General features: G+C 74.3%; 12 protein-coding genes and 1 pseudogene. 6 read left to right on the top strand and 7 right to left on the bottom strand.

Annotated features, from left to right (window positions below; all coding sequences use genetic code 11):
- Positions 1 to 12: 12 nt before the first annotated feature.
- The 5 genes from ACIBBD_RS23425 to ACIBBD_RS23445 all read right to left on the bottom strand — a co-directional run bounded on the left by ACIBBD_RS23425 (position 13) and on the right by ACIBBD_RS23445 (position 4,523).
- The gene (locus ACIBBD_RS23425; protein ID WP_399421431.1) at positions 13 to 1,380 is read right to left on the bottom strand and encodes an FtsW/RodA/SpoVE family cell cycle protein; all 1,368 of its coding nucleotides are present in this window, start codon (positions 1,378 to 1,380) and stop codon (positions 13 to 15) included.
- Between the two features lie 53 nt (positions 1,381 to 1,433).
- Positions 1,434 to 1,808: an SH3 domain-containing protein gene (locus ACIBBD_RS23430; protein WP_399421432.1), complete on the bottom strand. Its 375-nt coding sequence runs from the start codon at positions 1,806 to 1,808 to the stop codon at positions 1,434 to 1,436.
- Positions 1,809 to 1,876: 68 nt separating this feature from the next.
- Positions 1,877 to 3,154: an ATP-binding protein gene (locus tag ACIBBD_RS23435; protein WP_399421433.1), complete on the bottom strand. Its 1,278-nt coding sequence runs from the start codon at positions 3,152 to 3,154 to the stop codon at positions 1,877 to 1,879.
- The gene (locus ACIBBD_RS23440; protein ID WP_399421434.1) at positions 3,151 to 3,882 is read right to left on the bottom strand and encodes a hypothetical protein; all 732 of its coding nucleotides are present in this window, start codon (positions 3,880 to 3,882) and stop codon (positions 3,151 to 3,153) included. Before ACIBBD_RS23440 ends, ACIBBD_RS23435 begins: the two co-directional genes overlap by 4 nt.
- 134 nt (positions 3,883 to 4,016) lie before the next feature.
- Positions 4,017 to 4,523 carry a dual specificity protein phosphatase family protein gene (locus tag ACIBBD_RS23445; protein ID WP_399421435.1) on the bottom strand — a complete coding sequence of 169 codons (507 nt, stop codon included), beginning with the start codon at positions 4,521 to 4,523 and terminating at the stop codon, positions 4,017 to 4,019.
- Positions 4,524 to 4,635: 112 nt separating this feature from the next.
- Between ACIBBD_RS23445 and ACIBBD_RS23450 the strand changes: the two genes are divergently transcribed.
- Positions 4,636 to 5,442, top strand: a complete 807-nt coding sequence (locus tag ACIBBD_RS23450; RefSeq protein WP_399421436.1) for a nuclease-related domain-containing protein — start codon at positions 4,636 to 4,638, stop codon at positions 5,440 to 5,442.
- 98 nt (positions 5,443 to 5,540) lie between these two features.
- On the opposite strand, the gene ligD is transcribed toward ACIBBD_RS23450, so the two are convergent.
- Entirely contained in the window at positions 5,541 to 6,422 is an 882-nt protein-coding gene (ligD, locus tag ACIBBD_RS23455) for a non-homologous end-joining DNA ligase (protein ID WP_399421437.1), read from the bottom strand.
- A gap of 107 nt (positions 6,423 to 6,529) precedes the next feature.
- On the opposite strand from ligD, the gene ACIBBD_RS23460 reads away from it, so the two are divergent.
- Both ACIBBD_RS23460 and ACIBBD_RS23465 read left to right on the top strand, forming a co-directional pair.
- Positions 6,530 to 7,600, top strand: coding sequence for a Ku protein (locus ACIBBD_RS23460; protein WP_399421438.1), 1,071 nt, complete (start codon positions 6,530 to 6,532; stop codon positions 7,598 to 7,600).
- A gap of 323 nt (positions 7,601 to 7,923) precedes the next feature.
- A complete protein-coding gene (locus ACIBBD_RS23465) occupies positions 7,924 to 9,450 on the top strand; it encodes a hypothetical protein (protein WP_399421439.1) in 1,527 nt (508 codons plus the stop codon).
- A 230-nt stretch (positions 9,451 to 9,680) separates the two neighbouring features.
- Here ACIBBD_RS23465 and ACIBBD_RS23470 read toward each other — a convergent pair.
- Positions 9,681 to 10,079, bottom strand: a pseudogene (locus ACIBBD_RS23470) (acyltransferase family protein); the annotation flags it as partial.
- Positions 10,080 to 10,209: 130 nt separating this feature from the next.
- Here ACIBBD_RS23470 and ACIBBD_RS23475 point away from each other — a divergent pair.
- From ACIBBD_RS23475 to ACIBBD_RS23485, 3 genes are all read left to right on the top strand, one after another.
- Positions 10,210 to 11,397 (top strand): MFS transporter, encoded by a 1,188-nt coding sequence (locus tag ACIBBD_RS23475; protein ID WP_399421441.1) that lies wholly within the window; start codon positions 10,210 to 10,212, stop codon positions 11,395 to 11,397.
- Positions 11,398 to 11,889: 492 nt separating this feature from the next.
- On the top strand, positions 11,890 to 13,737 hold the full coding sequence (locus ACIBBD_RS23480; RefSeq protein ID WP_399421442.1) for a beta-galactosidase: 1,848 nt from the start codon (positions 11,890 to 11,892) through the stop codon (positions 13,735 to 13,737).
- Positions 13,737 to 16,199 carry a beta-galactosidase gene (locus tag ACIBBD_RS23485; RefSeq protein ID WP_399421443.1) on the top strand — a complete coding sequence of 821 codons (2,463 nt, stop codon included), beginning with the start codon at positions 13,737 to 13,739 and terminating at the stop codon, positions 16,197 to 16,199. Before ACIBBD_RS23480 ends, ACIBBD_RS23485 begins: the two co-directional genes overlap by 1 nt.
- Positions 16,200 to 16,288 lie beyond the last annotated feature (89 nt).

The following is a 16,288-nucleotide window of genomic DNA, read 5'->3' on the forward strand; positions in this document are numbered from 1 at the left end:
TCACCTCGCCTCTCACGGCGCCGCCTTCCCGTCGTACTGGCGCCGCGCCGAGTTGCTCACCCGGATGAGCAGCGCCACGATCGCCCAGTTGGTGACGACCGACGAGCCGCCCTGGGCCAGGAACGGCATCGCCATACCGGTCAGCGGGATCAGGCCGGTCACCCCGCCCGCGATCACGAAGACCTGGAGCGCCACGATCGAGGCGAGGCCGATCGCGAGGAGCCTGCCGAAGGGGTCGCGCAGGGCGAGGCCCGCCCGGTAGCCCCGCTCCACCAGCAGTCCGTACAGCAGGAAGAGGGCGGAGAGGCCGGCCAGGCCCAGTTCCTCGCCGGCGGTCGCCAGGATGAAGTCGGACTTGGCGGCGAAGCCGATCAGGACGGAGTGGCCGAGCCCCAGGCCGGTGCCGAGCATGCCGCCGGCCGCGAAGGAGAACAGCGACTGCGCGAGCTGGTTGGGGCCCTGGCCGGCCTCGATCGACGCGAACGGGTGCAGCCAGTCCTCGACCCGGCTGTGCACGTGCGGTTCCAGCCAGCCGACGGCGACCGCGCCGAGGGAGGCCAGCAGCAGGCCGACGGTGATCCAGCCGCCGCGGCCGGTGGCGACGTAGAGCATGACGACGAACAGGCCGAAGAACAGCAGCGAGGTGCCCAGGTCGCGTTCGAGGACGAGGACACCGACGCTCAGCAGCCAGATCGCGACGATCGGGCCGAGGACCCGCCCGGTGGGCAGCTGCATCCACCAGATCCTCCGGCCCGCGTACGCCAGCGCGGTGCGGTTGGCCGCCAGGTACGCGGCGAAGAACACCGCCAGCAGCACCTTCGCGAACTCGCCCGGCTGAATGGAGAATCCGGCGATCCGGATCCAGATGCGAGCGCCGTTGACCGCCGGGAAGAAGACCGGCAGCGTCAGCAGGGCGAGGGCGGCGACCACGCTCACGTACGCGTACCGCTGCAGCACCCGGTGGTCGCGCAGCGCGGCCACCACGAAGATGAACAGGGCGACCCCGAGCGTCGACCACACCAGTTGTGTGGGCGCCGCCCGGTCGTCGGGTGTCTCCAGGTCCAGCCGGTAGATCAGCACCAGGCCGATCCCGTTGAGCAGCACGGCGATGGGCAGCAGCAGGGGGTCGGCGTAGGGGGCGCGCAGCCGGACCGCGACATGCGCCAGCAGCGCGAGTACGCCGAGCCCGGCGCCGTAGCCGGCCGCGCCGGGCGGGACCGCGCCGTTCTGGGCGATCCCGACGGCGCAGTAGCCGTACACGGACAGCAGGACGGCCAGGAGGATGAGGGAGAGTTCGATGCCGCGGCGCCGGGGGAGGCGCACCGCGGGAGCCGGGGCGTCGACCGCCCGGGTGATGGCTTCGGCTCCGGCTCGCGTCATGTCCGGAACTTACCCACATGGGGCTCCTTGTGAGCCTTGGATGGATTTTCGGGTCAGCACCACCGGGGGGACGGCCCGAGGTCGCGGATGTAGCGCGCCGAGGCCCAGGCCCAGGAGCCGCCCGCGAGGCGGTACCACTGGGAGTTGCCCTGGATGGTCTGACCGGTGGCCTTGCAGTAGATCGTGAGGACGTCGCCGCGCTTGGCGAACCCGAGCACCTTGCCGCGCTGGTTGGCCGCGTCCCGCAGAACCAGCTTCTTCGCGGTGACGACGCCCTTGTACAGGCGCGGAGCGTGGCTGCCGGACCGGCTGCCGCCGATGCCCTCCCCGTCGGCGCTCGCGGCGGCGGGCGTGACGGCGACCGCGGAGGCGAGGACGCCGGCGGCGCCGGCTATGGCCAGGCGGGTGAGAGTGGAGCGCAGGGACATGGCTACCTCCATGAAGGGGGCGAAGCTGACTGTTCGCCACATTAGGAGCGGTTCGCGCGAGCCGCCCGTCACACTGCGCCATCGGAGAGAGCGTCCCCGGTCGGAGGCGTCCAGGGCAGCGTCAGCGTGGCCACCGCGCCGCGGTCCGGCGCGTTCGCGAACGTCAGCCGGGCGCCCAGCACCTCCGCCTGGCCGACCGCGATCGTCAGCCCCAGCCCGTGCCCCTTCGCCCCGCCCTCGGTACGGAACCGCTGCGGCCCGTGCGCCAGCAGGTACTCCGGATACCCGTCCCCGTGGTCCCGTACGGTCACCACCGGCCCGTCGACCGTCAGCACCACCGGCGCCCGCCCGTGCCGGTGCGCGTTGGCGACCAGGTTGCCCAGCACCCGCTCCAGCCGCCGCCGGTCCGTCTCCACCCGCGCGTCCCGCGCGATCCGGACCCGCGTGTCCGCCCCCGACGCCCGCACCACCCGCCCGGCCAGCGCGCCCAGCTCCTCGGTGTCCAGCTCCACCCGCTCCCGCCCGGTGTCCAGACGGGAGATCTCCAGCAGGTCCTCGGTGAGGGTGCGCAACGCCGCCACCCGGTCGCGCACCAGCTCCGTCGGCCGGCCCGGCGGCAGCAGCTCGGCCGCCGCGTGCAGCCCCGTCAGCGGGGTGCGCAGCTCGTGCGCCACGTCGGCGGTGAAGCGCTGCTCGCTCAGCAGCTTGCCCTGCAACGACGACGCCATCGAGTCCAGCGCGACGGCGACCGCCGCCACCTCGTCCTGCGGCCGGGTCGGATCCTTCGTGCGGGGGTCGTCCACCCGCGCGTCCAGGTCCCCGGCACTGATCCGCCGGGCGACCCGCGCGGTGGTGTGCAGCCGCCGGGTCACCCGGGTCACCGCGAACGCGCCGACCACCAGGGTCGCCCCGATCGCCAGCGCCGACGACCACAGGATCGCGCTGTCCAGGCCCTCGATGGTGCGCGCCTGCTGCCCGTAGTCGACGGCCACGGCCAGCGCCCGCCCGCCGTCGGCCGGGCCCGCCGCCCACATCACGGGCCGCCCGTGGTGGTCGGCGACCATCGTGCCGCGCTCCCCGGCCGCGGCCAGCTCCCGCAGTGCCGGCGGCAGCCCCTCGGCGTCCACCCCCGTTCCCGGCGGCAGCGAGTCCCCGGCCTCGTACGCCTCCGTCGCGTCCGCCAGCCGGGACAGCGCGAGTTCGCGGGCCTGACCGACGGTCTGGTCGGTCACCTGGACGTGCACCAGCACACCGAGCAGGGCGGCGAGGGCGCAGCACATCACGGTGATGAAGACGGCCGCCTTCACCGCCAGCGTGCCGGCCCACCGCGGGAGGGCGGGTCTCATCGACCGCTCGCCGAGGGGGACGGCGACGGCTTCCCGGGCCCGGGCCCGCGCCTGTCCGAGCGCAGCATCTCGTCGTGCGTGAGCAGCATCGCCTTCCGCTCGGGGTCCCAGGTCCACTGGAGCCGGTACTCGTACTCGGCCAGGTCGGACGGCGAACGGATGATCACCGACCGTCCGGCCAGCTCGACCGCGCTCACGGCGTCCTCCCAGGCCATCACCCGCACCAGCCGGTGCTGGTCCACGGTGTAGACGCGGACGGCGGTGAGGTCGCCCGGCAGCAGCCGGAACCCCAGGGTCAGGTCGGGACGCCCGTCGCCGGTCAGGTCCCGGTAGTACGGCTGGAGAACGGGGCAACGGCTCCCGGCGCCGCCCGGACCACCGTGCCCGGCGCAGTCGGCCATCCCGTCGGCGGTGTCGCGGTAGGGCGCCTTGTCGCCGTCGTAGTCGTCGGGGTTCGCGGCGATCTCGGCGCGGACGACCGCCACCGGGTCGACCTCGCGGACGTCGTCGCCGGGTACGCCGACGCCCTTGACCGGCTCGGTGTCCGCCTCGTCGATGTCCCAGGCCGGACTCGAGGCCGGCGTCAGCTGCGGCCAGAGCCGGGCCGGGCTGATCGCGGTCGGGGTCGGGCCCGCGCCGCGCAGCCCGCCGGCGTCGCCGCAGGCCACGGTGGCCGACGCCAGCAGGGCGGCGGACGCGACGGCGAGGACGAGGCGGCTGCGGGACACGGGGCTCCTGTGATCAAGGCGGCGGTCGGCCCCGTACACCTTATTCGTAGGGAAGTCCTATTTGCGCAGCGGAACGGGTCGGCGGGTGCGGGGCCGACCTGCCGCGAAGGGGCGTGGGCCGGGGCGGGAAACGACTACTCGGCCAGCTCCTCCAGCAGTCGGGCCGTCGGCAGACCCGCCCTCAGGTACTCCACGAACAGCTCGTTGTGCAGGGCCCAGGGCGAGCGCCGCGACCGTATCAGCCGGATCGCCTCCTGCGTCGAGTGGCCCCGGCACACCAGCGCGTGGGCGACGACCAGCCCCGAGCGGTTGTAGCCGTGCCAGCAGCGGACCAGGACCGTACGCCCCTCGTCCAGCGCCTCGCCCGCCGCCTGCGCCAGCCGCATCACCCCCGCGAGCTGGGTGCCGTCCAGCGGCCCGTCGGGGATCGGCCACACCTGGTGCGGGACACCCCGGTCGGGCCCGTGTCCGGGCATCCGTAACAGGGTCTGCACGAGATCGAACTCGCCGCGCACGACGGCGAACTCCCGCTGCCCGGCGCGCCCCCGGAACTCGTGCCCGCCCATCCACAGGCCGGGCACGATCTCGTTCCACGGAGCGTCCGGAGCTGGTACGTCGGCTTGCTTCCCGAGGGTCCGCAACGGCGCCTCCCCAAACCGCGCTCGCCAGAGCCTGCCCGGCTCCCACCCAAGGTAGCCGCCTTCTTGCCCCTGGAGCACCCCACCTGTTCCCATGGTCGTGGGGTGATGGTGCATGAGCGGACTGCGCGTCGTACCGACCTGGCGCCACGGACACGAGCGGCTCTACGTCTGCCTGACCGACGGCCGGAACATCGCCTGGTACGACCGTGAGGCCGGCCGGGTCAACGTGCTCGCCGACGATCGCAGGGAGGACGTCCTGGAGGCGCTCGGCCCCTTCCTGACCGGCTCGGTCACGGTGGGCCCGCCCCCGGTCCCCACCCCCGCCGAGCTGGCCCGCCTCGCCCTCCACCCGGACGACGACCTGGCCCCCAACCGCCCCGGCGAGGCCCTGCTGATCGCCCTGGACCGCGATCCCGGCCCCGCCCTCCTGCTGCGCCCCGACCCGCGCCGCCGCGCGCTCACGGCCGAGCAGACGGCCGGCGAGGCCCTGGACCGGCTCGACGGCGCCGGCTGGCACACCCTGCACTCCGTTCCCCTGCCCGGCGGCGACCGCATCCACCACCTGGTCATCGGCCCCGGCGGCCTGTTCGCCGTCCACGCCCTGTACGCCCGCAGGCAGCGGGTGCTCGTCGCCGACCCGATGGTCGCCCTGGGCCGCCGGGAGCCGTACCCGCTCCTGCGCCGCGTCCGCGCCGACGCCGACCGTGCCGCCTACGTCCTGACCGCCGGGGTCCGCCCGGTGCTCGCCCTGGTGGGCCCGGCGGACGTACGGATCACCACGCCCCCGCGCGAGGTCCGCGTCCTGCGGGACACGGAGCTGGCCGCGCTGGCCAGGACGGGCGGGGTGCTGAAGCCGGCGGACGTGGAAGGGCTGCACGCGATCGCCCGGGACCGCAGGACGTGGGCCTCCGGCGGGTGAGCGGGGGTGCGGGGGGTGGTTTCACCCAGGGCGACGCCCGCTGGGCTCCACGCAGGGCGCCCCCAGCTCCACGCAAGGCGCCCCCTGGCGATCAGTGATCAGGGCAGCTCACCGGCCGTATCCCTGTCGAACAGCGGAGCGAGCAGATCGCCGTCGTCCCGCACCCGGCCCATGACGTCCTCCGCCCGGAACACCAGCCGCTCCGGTGCCCCGCACTCCTCGACCTCCTCCCAGGTCACGGGCGCCGACACGGTGGGCTCGGGCCGGGCCCGCAGGGTGTACGGCGTGGCCGTGGTCTTGCGTGCCGCGTTCTGGCTCCAGTCGACGAAGACCTTGCCCGGGCGCAGGCTGCGGGTCATCCGGTGCAGGACCAGCCGGGGCATGGTTCGCTCCGCCTCCACCGCCAGCCGCTTGGCGTAGTGCGTGACCCGTTCGGAGGACGCCCCGCGCACCGCCGCCAGCAGGTGCAGCCCCTTCGCCCCGGACGTCTTCGCGTACGCCTCGATCCCGTCCGCCGCCAGCCGCTCCCGCAGCCACAGCGCGACCTCGCAGCACTCGACGACGGTCGCGGGGGCGCCGGGATCGAGGTCGAAGACGATCCGGTCGGCCTGCTCGGGGTCCTGGATCACCCACTGGGGCGTATGGAACTCGGTGACCAGGTTCGCCGCCCACATCAGGCTCGCCAGGTCCTGCACGATCACCATCCGGGACGGCCCCTCCGCCCGCGGCACCTCGGCCGTGGTGACCCACTCGGGGGTGCCCGGCGGCACGTTCTTGGCGAAGAATTGCTGCCCGCCGGGCCCGTCCGGGTAGCGCAGGAAGGACAGCGGCCGGTCCCGCAGATGCGGCAGCAGGGCCTCGGCGACCGTCGCGTAGTAGTGGAGCACCTCGCCCTTGGTGAAGCCGGTCGCCGGGTACAGCACCTTCTCCAGGTTGCTGAGCGGGAGCCGTCGCCCCTCCACCTCTGTAATCGGCGTCATACCATGAGAATCACACGAATCACGTGAATTGGGCTGTTACGCCGCTTTGCCTGGTTTCACATAGATTCACCTACATTTTCTAGGTGAACGCCCGGAAAGGTGCGCACGTGCGATCCATCTGGAACGGAGCCATCTCCTTCGGTCTCGTCAGCATCCCGATCAAGCTGGTGAACGCCACCGAGAGCCACTCGATCTCCTTCCGCCAGATCCACACCGAGGACGGCGGCCGCATCCGCTACCGCAAGGTCTGCGAGCTGGAGGACCGCGAGGTGAACCAGGCGGAGATCGGCAAGGGGTACGAGGACGCGGACGGCACGATCATCCCGATCACCGACGAGGACCTGTCCCACCTGCCGCTCCCGACCGCGAAGACGATCGAGATCGTCGCCTTCGTGCCGGCCGAGCGCATCGACCCGCTCCAGATGGACGCCGCGTACTACCTCCAGGCGGGCGGCGCCCCGGCCGCCAAGCCGTACACCCTGCTGCGGGAGGCGTTGAAGCGCAGCAACAAGGTCGCGATCGCGAAGTACGCGCTGCGGGGCCGGGAGCGGCTGGGCATGCTGCGGGTGGTCGGCGACGCGATCGCCATGCACGGCCTGCTCTGGCCGGACGAGGTCCGCGCCCCCGAGGGCGTCGCCCCCGACACCTCCGTCACCGTCCGCGACAAGGAGCTCGACCTCGCGGACGCCCTGATGGACACCCTCGGCGAGGTCGACCTGGACGACCTGCACGACGAGTACCGGGAGGCCGTCGAGGAGGTCGTCGCCGCGAAGGCGGCCGGTGAGACACCTCCCGAGCTCCCCGCCCCCGCGTCCAGCGGCAAGGTGCTGGACCTGATGGCCGCGCTGGAGAAGAGCGTGCGGGCGGCGAAGGAGTCGCGCGGCGAGGAGCCGGCGGCGGAACCCGAGCGGGCGGAGGTCAGACCCCTCCCGCAGCGGAAGTCGGCCCGTGCGGCACCGAAGCAGACGGGCGGGAAGAAGTCGACGTCGACGGCGGAGAAGACGGCGGCACCGGCGAAGAAGACGGCGGCGAAGTCGACGGCGAAATCGGCACAGGGCGCGAAGAAGACGGCGGCACCGGCGAAGAGCACGGCGAAGAAGACGGCCGCCAAGAAGACGACGACGAGCAAGTCGACGGGCGCGGCGAAGAAGACGGCGTCCCGGAAGCGGAGTGCCTGAGCGGCGGCTTGGCGGGGGAGCGTCCAGGCGACGGCTTGGCGGGGTGCCGGCCCGATCCCGGGCGCCGGGCGGGGTGCGGCGGCGCGGGCTCGGGGCGGGATCCGGGGGAGCGCCCGAGCGTCGGCTTGGCGGGGAAGGGGGTGTGTCCGGGCGGTGACTCGGCGGCGGGACCCCAGCCCCCGCAACCCACCGGACCACAAGGGGACTTGACAGGACGACTCCGTCGACCGGAGCCTCTGATCACCACGAACGGGCGGCGCCCCAGGGGTAGTCGAGCAGCCGGCGCACCCCCGCCCCCGATGGCCAGGAGTGTCCCGCCCCGTATGTCGCACGCCCGCTTCGACCGAAGAGTCCGCACGCTGGTCGAGGTCCGTGGCGGCCCCGACGACTGGGAGGAGGCGGAACAGCGCTTCCAGGCACACGGCTGGCCGGTGCGCGGCTTCTCCCCGTCCGGTGCGGACCCGCGCGGCGCCGGACTGGAGGCGGACCCCGAAGCCCGGGTGTACGAGGTCGAGGTACGCCTGTTCGGCGCGGCCGGGAACTGCGAGCGCGGGGCCGCGGCCAGGGTCCGCAAGGTGCTGCGGAGCGCGGGGCTCGAGGCGTACGTCCGGCTCGCGGAGCCCGTCCGGCGCGACCGTGAGATGTTCACGCAGTGGCGGATCGTCGACGCGACCCCCCGGCGCTCCGCCCCACCCCACTCCTGGCGCCGCCGTCTCGCCCGGCTCACCGCCCGCTGGGGCCGGCACGACGTCGGAGGCCTCGTGACCGGACGGCCCGGGGAGGCCCTGCGCATCGCCCGCGCCCACACGCCGGACGCCGCCGCCACGGGGGTGCGTCCCCTCGACGGACGCTGGCGGGCGTCGACGACGTACTGGCCGGAGGAGGAGACCGAACGCCGGCTGACCCGCGCGGCGGCCTGGTCCCTCGCGACGGCTGCCGCGCTGGTCTTCGCGGACGGCCGGACCGGTGCCGCCCGCTGGTTCTGGATCACGGCGGCGCTGCTGGGCGCGGCGGGCGTCGTCCGCGCCGGAGCGAGACTCGTCAGGTCGGGCCGCTGGTACGGCGTCACGGCGGCCGTACTGCTGTGCGCGTTCCTCACCGCCCTCGGCCTCGGTCTGTTCGACGCGCAGGGGCGGGGCCTGACCGGACGCCAGGTCCTCATGTCCGCGCTGGTGGGCGGTGTGGTCGCGGGCCTCTGGCTGCTCGTGCGGCAGTGGACGTGGGGCGAGTGGGCGGCCTGGGCGGTCCCGTTGGTCGTGACGCTGGCCCTGTCCTCGTTCCTGGCCGCCGGCTCCGTGCTGCACGCCCTCTACGCCGACGGCCTGTCCCTCACGCCCGGCGACATCGACGTGCCCGCCCTGTGGCAGGTGCTCGCCGCGGTGAAACTCCTGACGCTGCTCAGTCCCGTCCTCGTCGGCCCCGCCTGGTGGGGCATCGCCCGCCACCACCACCACGCCTACGCGATGCCCGGCGAGCGGCTGAACGTCACGCTGAACGTCTGCGTCTTCCTGATCATGCTCGGCGTGGCCACCCTGCTCGCCCTCGACTCGGCCCGCACCGCGGTCGACAGGACGACCGCGGCGGCGGAACGGGGCGCCGAGCCGCCGTCGTACTTCGGCGTCGAGCCGGAGTGGACCTGCGTCGAACCCGTGGTCCCGGTCGACCGCCTGTCGGGGGAGGGGCCGCGCCTGGCGCCCGAGCGCCCCTACCTCTCCTTCGGCGTCACCGGCGGCACGGCCGTCCTGTGGGACCGGTCGACCCGGGAGCCGGTCAAGCTGCGCGCCTCCCAGGTCCGGCTGGTGCCGGCCGAGTCCGCGACGGCCCGCTGCGCGGCTCCCGGCGCCACGTAGCCGCCGGCCGCACGGGTCCACCCGGGTGCCAGGACCAGCGCCGTCCCCACCGCGAGCCCCGCGGCCGCCGGCAGCGGGAACCGGCCCCCGTGGGCGAACCCGTGCCCCGCGAAGTGGGCGAGCGCGGGCACGGCGAGGGCGAGCCCGGCCCACACCCGCAGCCCCGGCCGCAGCCGCACGTCCGGCCGCGCCCGGCGCCCCACCCAGCCGGCCGCGCTGCCACCCTCGTTCCGTGCCCGCTCCCAGGATCCGGCGGCCGCATGCCCTCCGGCCAGGAAGAACAGCGGCATGATCTGGAAACCCAGGGTCAGCCAGTGCGTCCAGGGGACGGTGGCCAGCAACTCCGGTGCGGTGATCGTCCCGTCGGGGTGCCGGACCAGCCCGGTGATCACCCAGTGGCCCACCACGACGAGCGTGATCGCCCAGGCCCGCAGAAAGTCGACGTACCGGTCCCGTCCCATACCCCGGGATCCTCCCGCACCCCCAACTCCCCGGTCCCGAAGAGCCCTTGTCACAACCGAGCCGTGCCCACCGCGACACCGGCCGGTCCACCCCAGGGCGGAGATCTCCCACTTCACGTCTGGGGTGTCCTCCGCGGACGGCCCGCCAGGTGAAGGCTGACAGGCCATCAGGCCGGACGCGCCCTCTCCCCTCGAAGCCCCTGCCGGAGATATTGACGCCACTCATGTTACCGGTAACATCGACGACCGTCGGAAGTTCTGGCGCCCACGTCGCAGTGGGCCGTCCCCGGGAGCCCGCGTGACCGATCACTCCACGGCGCGTCGCGCCCCCGCCCCGCCCGCCGCCCCCGTCTTCACCCCCACGGCCGTGGTGGCCTCCTGCGTCGGCTTCGTCCTCATCGGCGCCCTCCAGGCCCTCTACGGCCCCGCCATCCCCGCCCTGCGCGAGGAGTTCGGGCTCTCACCCTCGGCCGCCGGACTCGCCCTGAGCGCCCACTTCATCGGCGGGGTGGCCGGCGTCCTCCTCTTCGACCGGCTGTACGGCCGGACCGGCAACCGCCGGATCCTCGGCGCCTCGTACCTCCTGATGGCACTCGGCGCCGCCGGCTTCGCGCTCGCACCGAACTGGCCCACCGCGCTGGCCGCCGCGCTCCTCGCCGGACTCGGCTTCGGCGGCATCGACTACGGCCTCAACCAACTGTTCGCCGTCGGCTTCGGCCACCGCTCCGCCGCCCTGCTGAACATCCTCAACGCCCACTTCGGCGTCGGCGCGATCCTCGGCCCCGCCCTCATCGGCGCGACCGGCGCCGGCCACTACCCGGCGGTCTTCCTGGCCTTCGCCCTGGCCAACCTTCCCCTCCTCCTCTGTCTGCGGGGCGTACGTGACAGCGCCCCACAGCCGACCGGGTCCGCACCCCCCACCGGGGCACTGGGCCGCAGCCTGACCTCCGTCCTGACGGTCTTCGTCACTCTCTACGTCCTGCACGTCGGCATCGAGGCCGGCGTGGGCGGCTGGGAGCCCACCCACCTGGAGACCGTCGGCTACGGCGCCGGCGTCGCCGCCACCGCCACCTCCGTCTACTGGCTGATGATGACGGTGGGCCGCTTCCTGGTGGCCCCCCTCGCCCTGCGCTTCTCGGCCCCGGCCATCATCACCGTCTCCTGCGCCGGCATGACCGCCTGCCTCCTGCTGGCCACCGTCCCCGCCCTGGCCCCGTACGCCTACGCGGGCGTCGGCCTCTTCATCGCCCCGATCTTCCCCACCGGCCTGCCCTGGCTGCACAGGGCGGCACCCCACGCCCGCAGGGCAGGCGCCCTGGTCATCGCCGCGTCCATGGCGGGCGGCGTGGCGGCCGGCCCCGCCCTCGGCAAGGTCATCGAATGGTCCGGCGTCGACGCGGTACCCCTCCTCCTGGCCACCACCTCGGCCGCCTGCCTGGCGGCAACGCTCTGGCTCACCCGAAGAACCCGCCCGACAGCCCCCTGAGACGGCACCCGCCCACGCACCGCGGGCCGGACGGCCCCCCGAACGCTCCGCACCGGCGAGACGGCGGAAGCAGTCGGCCCGCCCCCCAACGCCCCGAACGGTCCCGAACCCGCGAGACGGCGGGAGCGGTCCGTGGCGGCGCGGCCCCGCACCCGCGAGATGGCGGAAGCAGTCGGCCCGCCCCGAACGGTCCCGAACCCGCGAGATGGCGGGAGCGGTCCGTGGCGGCGCGGCCCCGTACCCGCGAGACGGCGGGAGCGGGTCGTGGCGGTGCGGCGCAGCCCGTCGCTCAGCGCTGCACAGCCAAGTCGGACTCTCACCAACAGGCAGCCGTACGCCCAACGCGCGACGGGCTCGCCGCACCGCCACGACCCCGACCCACCCACCGACCGCAGGCGCACCCCGCACCGTCCGCGGGCACCCCACCCGCAGGCACCCCACCCCGGAACGCCCAACCCCCGCCCCCCAACCCCACCCGAAGAAGGGACCCGCATGCCCGCCCTCACCACGACACCCGACGGCTTCCGCCTCCACGGCACCCCCTTGAGGATCATCTCCGGCGCCCTCCACTACTTCCGCGTCCACCCCGCCCAGTGGCCCGACCGCCTGCACAAGGCTCGCCTGATGGGCCTGAACACGGTGGAGACGTACATCCCCTGGAACCTCCACCAGCCCACCCCCGACACCCTCGTCCTCGACGGCCTCCTGGACCTGCCCCGCTTCCTGCGCCTGGCCGCCGCCGAGGGCCTGCACGTCCTCCTCCGCCCCGGCCCGTTCATCTGCGCCGAGTGGGACGGCGGCGGCCTGCCGCACTGGCTCACCGCGGCCCCCGTGAGCCCCGGCACCGGTACGTGGCGCGAGCAGGAGGCGGAGGCCGACCCCGGCATCCGCCTGCGCAGCAGCGACCCCCGCTTCACCGACGCCGTCGACCGCTACCTCGACCTCCTCCTGCCTCCGCTCCTGCCGCACATGGCCGCGTCCGGCGGTCCCGTCATCGCCGTACAGGTGGAGAACGAGTACGGCGCCTACGGCGACGACACCGCCTACCTCAAGCACCTCGAGAACTCCTTCCGCACCCGAGGCGTGGAGGAACTCCTCTTCACCTGCGACCAGGCAGACCCCACCCACCTCGCCAACGGCAGCCTCCCCGGCGTCCTCACCACCGCCACCTTCGGCAGCCGAGTGGACCGCTCCCTCGCCCGCCTGCGCGAACACCAGCCGCAAGGCCCCCTGATGTGCGCGGAGTTCTGGATCGGCTGGTTCGACCACTGGGGCGGCCCGCACCACGGCCGGGACACCGCCGACGCGGCCGCCGACCTGGACCGGCTGCTGTCCGCCGGCGCCTCCGTCAACATCTACATGTTCCACGGCGGCACCAACTTCGGCTTCACCAACGGCGCCAACCACCACCACACCTACGCCCCCACCATCACCTCCTACGACTACGACGCCCCGCTCACCGAGAGCGGCGACCCGGGCCCGAAGTACCACGCCTTCCGCGAGGTGATCGCCCGCCACGCGCCGGTCCCCGACGAGCCGGCCCCCGGGCCCGCCCCCAAACTCCCGCCGACCACGATCGAGCTGGACCGGCGGGCACCTCTCCTCGCGTTCGCCGGACGACCCGTGCACGCCCCGCAGGCCGTGCAGGTCCCGCAGGCCGTGCACGCCCCGCAGGACCCCCTCGCCGCCGACGACCTCGGCCTGCGCGCCGGATACGTCCTCTACCGCACCACCGTCCCCACCGGGGGAACCGGCCTGCTGCACTTCACCGGCGGCGTCGGCGACCGCGCCCAGGTCTTCCTGGACGGCGCCCCCGCCGGCGTCCTCGAACGCGAGCGCCAGGAGGAGACGTTGGCGGTCCACGTCCCGCGCCCCGGCGCCGTCCTGGACGTCCTCGTCGAGAACATGGGCCGGGTCAACTACGGCCCCCGCATCGGCGCCCGCAAGGGCCTGCTGGGCCCGGTCGCCTTCGAGGGCACACCCCTGCACGGCTGGGACGTCCACCCCCTGCCCCTGGACGAGGTCCCCGGCACGGCCTCCTTCGCGCCCGCGGAGACCACCACCTGCGCCGAACCGGCTTTCCACCACGGCACGTTCGCTGTCACCACCCCCGCCGACACCTTCCTCTCCCTCCCCGGCTGGACCAAGGGCCAGGCCTGGATCAACGGCTTCCACCTCGGCCGCTACTGGAACCGCGGCCCCCAGCGCACCCTCTACGTCCCGGCGCCCGTCCTGCGCCCCGGCGGCAACGACCTCGTCCTCCTCGAACTGCACGGCACCACCACCCCCCGCGCCCACCTCGTCGACACCCCCGACCTCGGCAGCCCGGAGCACCCCTGATGTCCCGCCAGCAGGACGCCCCCACCCACGACGCCCCCACTCACAACGCCTCCACCCACGACGCTCCCGCGCACCCCCACCCCGCCCACCACCTCCGTGTCCCCGCTGCCTCCGCACCCCCGCTGACCGGCCACCTCCCCTTCACCGACGCCCCGGGCGTCCCCGACCCCATCGAGGTCACCAGCCGCTGGCTCACCCGCGGCGGCCGCCCCTGGTTCCCGGTCTCCGGCGAGTTCCACTACTCCCGCCACCCGGCCGACGAGTGGGAGGAGGAGCTGCTGAAGACGAAGGCGGGCGGGGTGACGGCCGTCGCCTCCTACGTCATCTGGATCCACCACGAGGAGACCGAGGGCCGCGTCCGCTTCGACGGCGACCGCGACCTGCGCCGCTTCGCCGAGCTGTGCGCCCGCCACGGCCTGGACTTCGTCCCCCGCATCGGCCCGTGGTCCCACGCGGAGGTCCGCAACGGCGGCCTGCCCGACTGGGTCCTGGCCCGCACCCCCGCCCCGCGCACCGACGACCCGGCGTACCTGGCCGCCGTACGCCCGTGGTTCGAGGCGATCGCCTCCCAGCTGCACGGACTGGACCGCGCGCACGGCGGCCCGATCGTCGCGATCCAGATCGAGAACGAGCTGTACGACCAGCCCGGCCACCTGCGCACCCTGAAGCGCATGGCCGAGGACGCCGGCCTGAGGGCGCCCCTGTGGACGTCGACGGCCTGGGGCGGCGTCCAGCTCCCCGGTGACGCGCTGCTCCCGCTGTACGGCGGCTACCCGGAGGCGTTCTGGACGGAGGCGGACGCCGGCTGGCCCGACACCTGCCGCAAGCACTACTTCTTCACCCACCAGCGCGACGACGAGGGCATCGGCGCCGACCTGCGCCCGACGACCGTCCGCGGCACCGACCCGCGGGACCACGCCGACCGGTTCCCGTGGGCGACGTGCGAGCTGGGCGGCGGCATGGCGGTCGCCTACCACCGCCGCCCGCGCGTCGACGCCGCCGACATCGGTGCCCTCGGCCTCACCAAGATCGGCTGCGGCTCGGTCTGGCAGGGCTACTACATGTTCCACGGGGGCACCAACCCCGCCGGGGAGCTGACCACCCTCCAGGAGTCCCACGCGACGCACTACCCCAACGACCTCCCCGTCCTGACGTACGACTTCCAGGCCCCGCTCGGCGAGTACGGCCAGTACCGGCCGTCGTACGACGAACTCCGCCTCCAGCACCTGCTGCTGGCCGAGTTCGGCGCACGGCTCGCCCCCATGGAGTCCGTCCTCCCGGAGGAACGGCCCGACGGCCAGCACGACCGCTCCACGCTGCGCTGGGCCGTCCGCAGCGACGGCGTCGGCTCCGGCTTCCTCTTCGTCACCAACCACCAGCCCCACGAGCCGCTCCCGGCCCACCCCGGCACGAGCTTCACGGTCCACTTCCCCGAGGCGCCGCCCCTGACCTTCCCCAGCACCCCGGTGACCGTCCCCGCCGGCGCTTACTTCTGCTGGCCCCTGCGCCTGGACGTGGCCGGCCTGCGCCTCGACTGGGCCACGGCCCAGCCGGTGTGCACGGTCGAGGACGACGACGGCCGTACGGTCCTGGTGCTGGCGGCGACGGACGGCATCGCGCCCGAACTGGCCCTCGACGCGCGGACGGTGGGGTCCGTTCGAACGGGCCACGGCGACACGACCGCCACCGCGGACCGCATCCTGATCACAGGCCTGCGCCCCGGCACCGACGCCCGGGTCGAGGTGGACACGTCCGACGGCGGCCGGGTCGCCCTGCTGCTCCTGGACGCGGCCACGGCCCGCACCGCCTACCGCGGCGAGGCCTGGGGAACCCCACGCCTGGTCCTGTGCCCGGACGGCGTGGTCTTCGACACACGGGCCGACGAGGTCCGTGTCCACACCCGCACGCCCGGCCCGACGGTCTCCCTCTCCGTCCTGCCGGCGCCGCGCCGCCCGCCGACGGCACCCGGCGCGACGGTGAAGGAGACGAAGGACGGCGTCCTGACCCGCTACACCCTGGTCCCCGACGCCTCCTGCGCCGCCGGGGCCCCCGCGCCGCCGGCCCTCACCCCGCTCCGCCCGGCGGGCCCCCCGCCCGTTCCCACCACGGGCGTCCTCGACCGGGCGAGCGCCCCCGCGGACGAGGACTACGACACCGCGGCGGCGGTGTACGAGGTGCGCCTCCCGCACACGGCGCCCGGCACCCTCCTGCGCCTGCACTGGACCGGCGACGCGGCCCGCGCGTACGTCGGCGGGACGCTCGTGGCCGACCAGTTCTTCTCGGGCCGCCCCTGGGACATCGCCCTGGACCGGCTGCCGGCCGGCGAACCCCTGGTGCTGAAGGTGCTGCCGCTCGCCGCCGACGCGGCGGTGTACGTGCCGGTCCCGACCGCACCCGGTGTCGCCGGGATCCGGCACGCCGAGTGGGTCACGCGCCGGACGTGGCGGCTCGGCACGGCCTGACCCCGGCCCCTCGGCCCGCCCGGCCTATCCTGTGGATCCGCCGGGCGGGGCAGTGGCACTGCCTCCGCGGGAGTCCGAGGAACCCGAAG

The organism is Streptomyces sp. NPDC051315 (assembly GCF_044455165.1).
GTDB lineage: Bacteria > Actinomycetota > Actinomycetes > Streptomycetales > Streptomycetaceae > Streptomyces.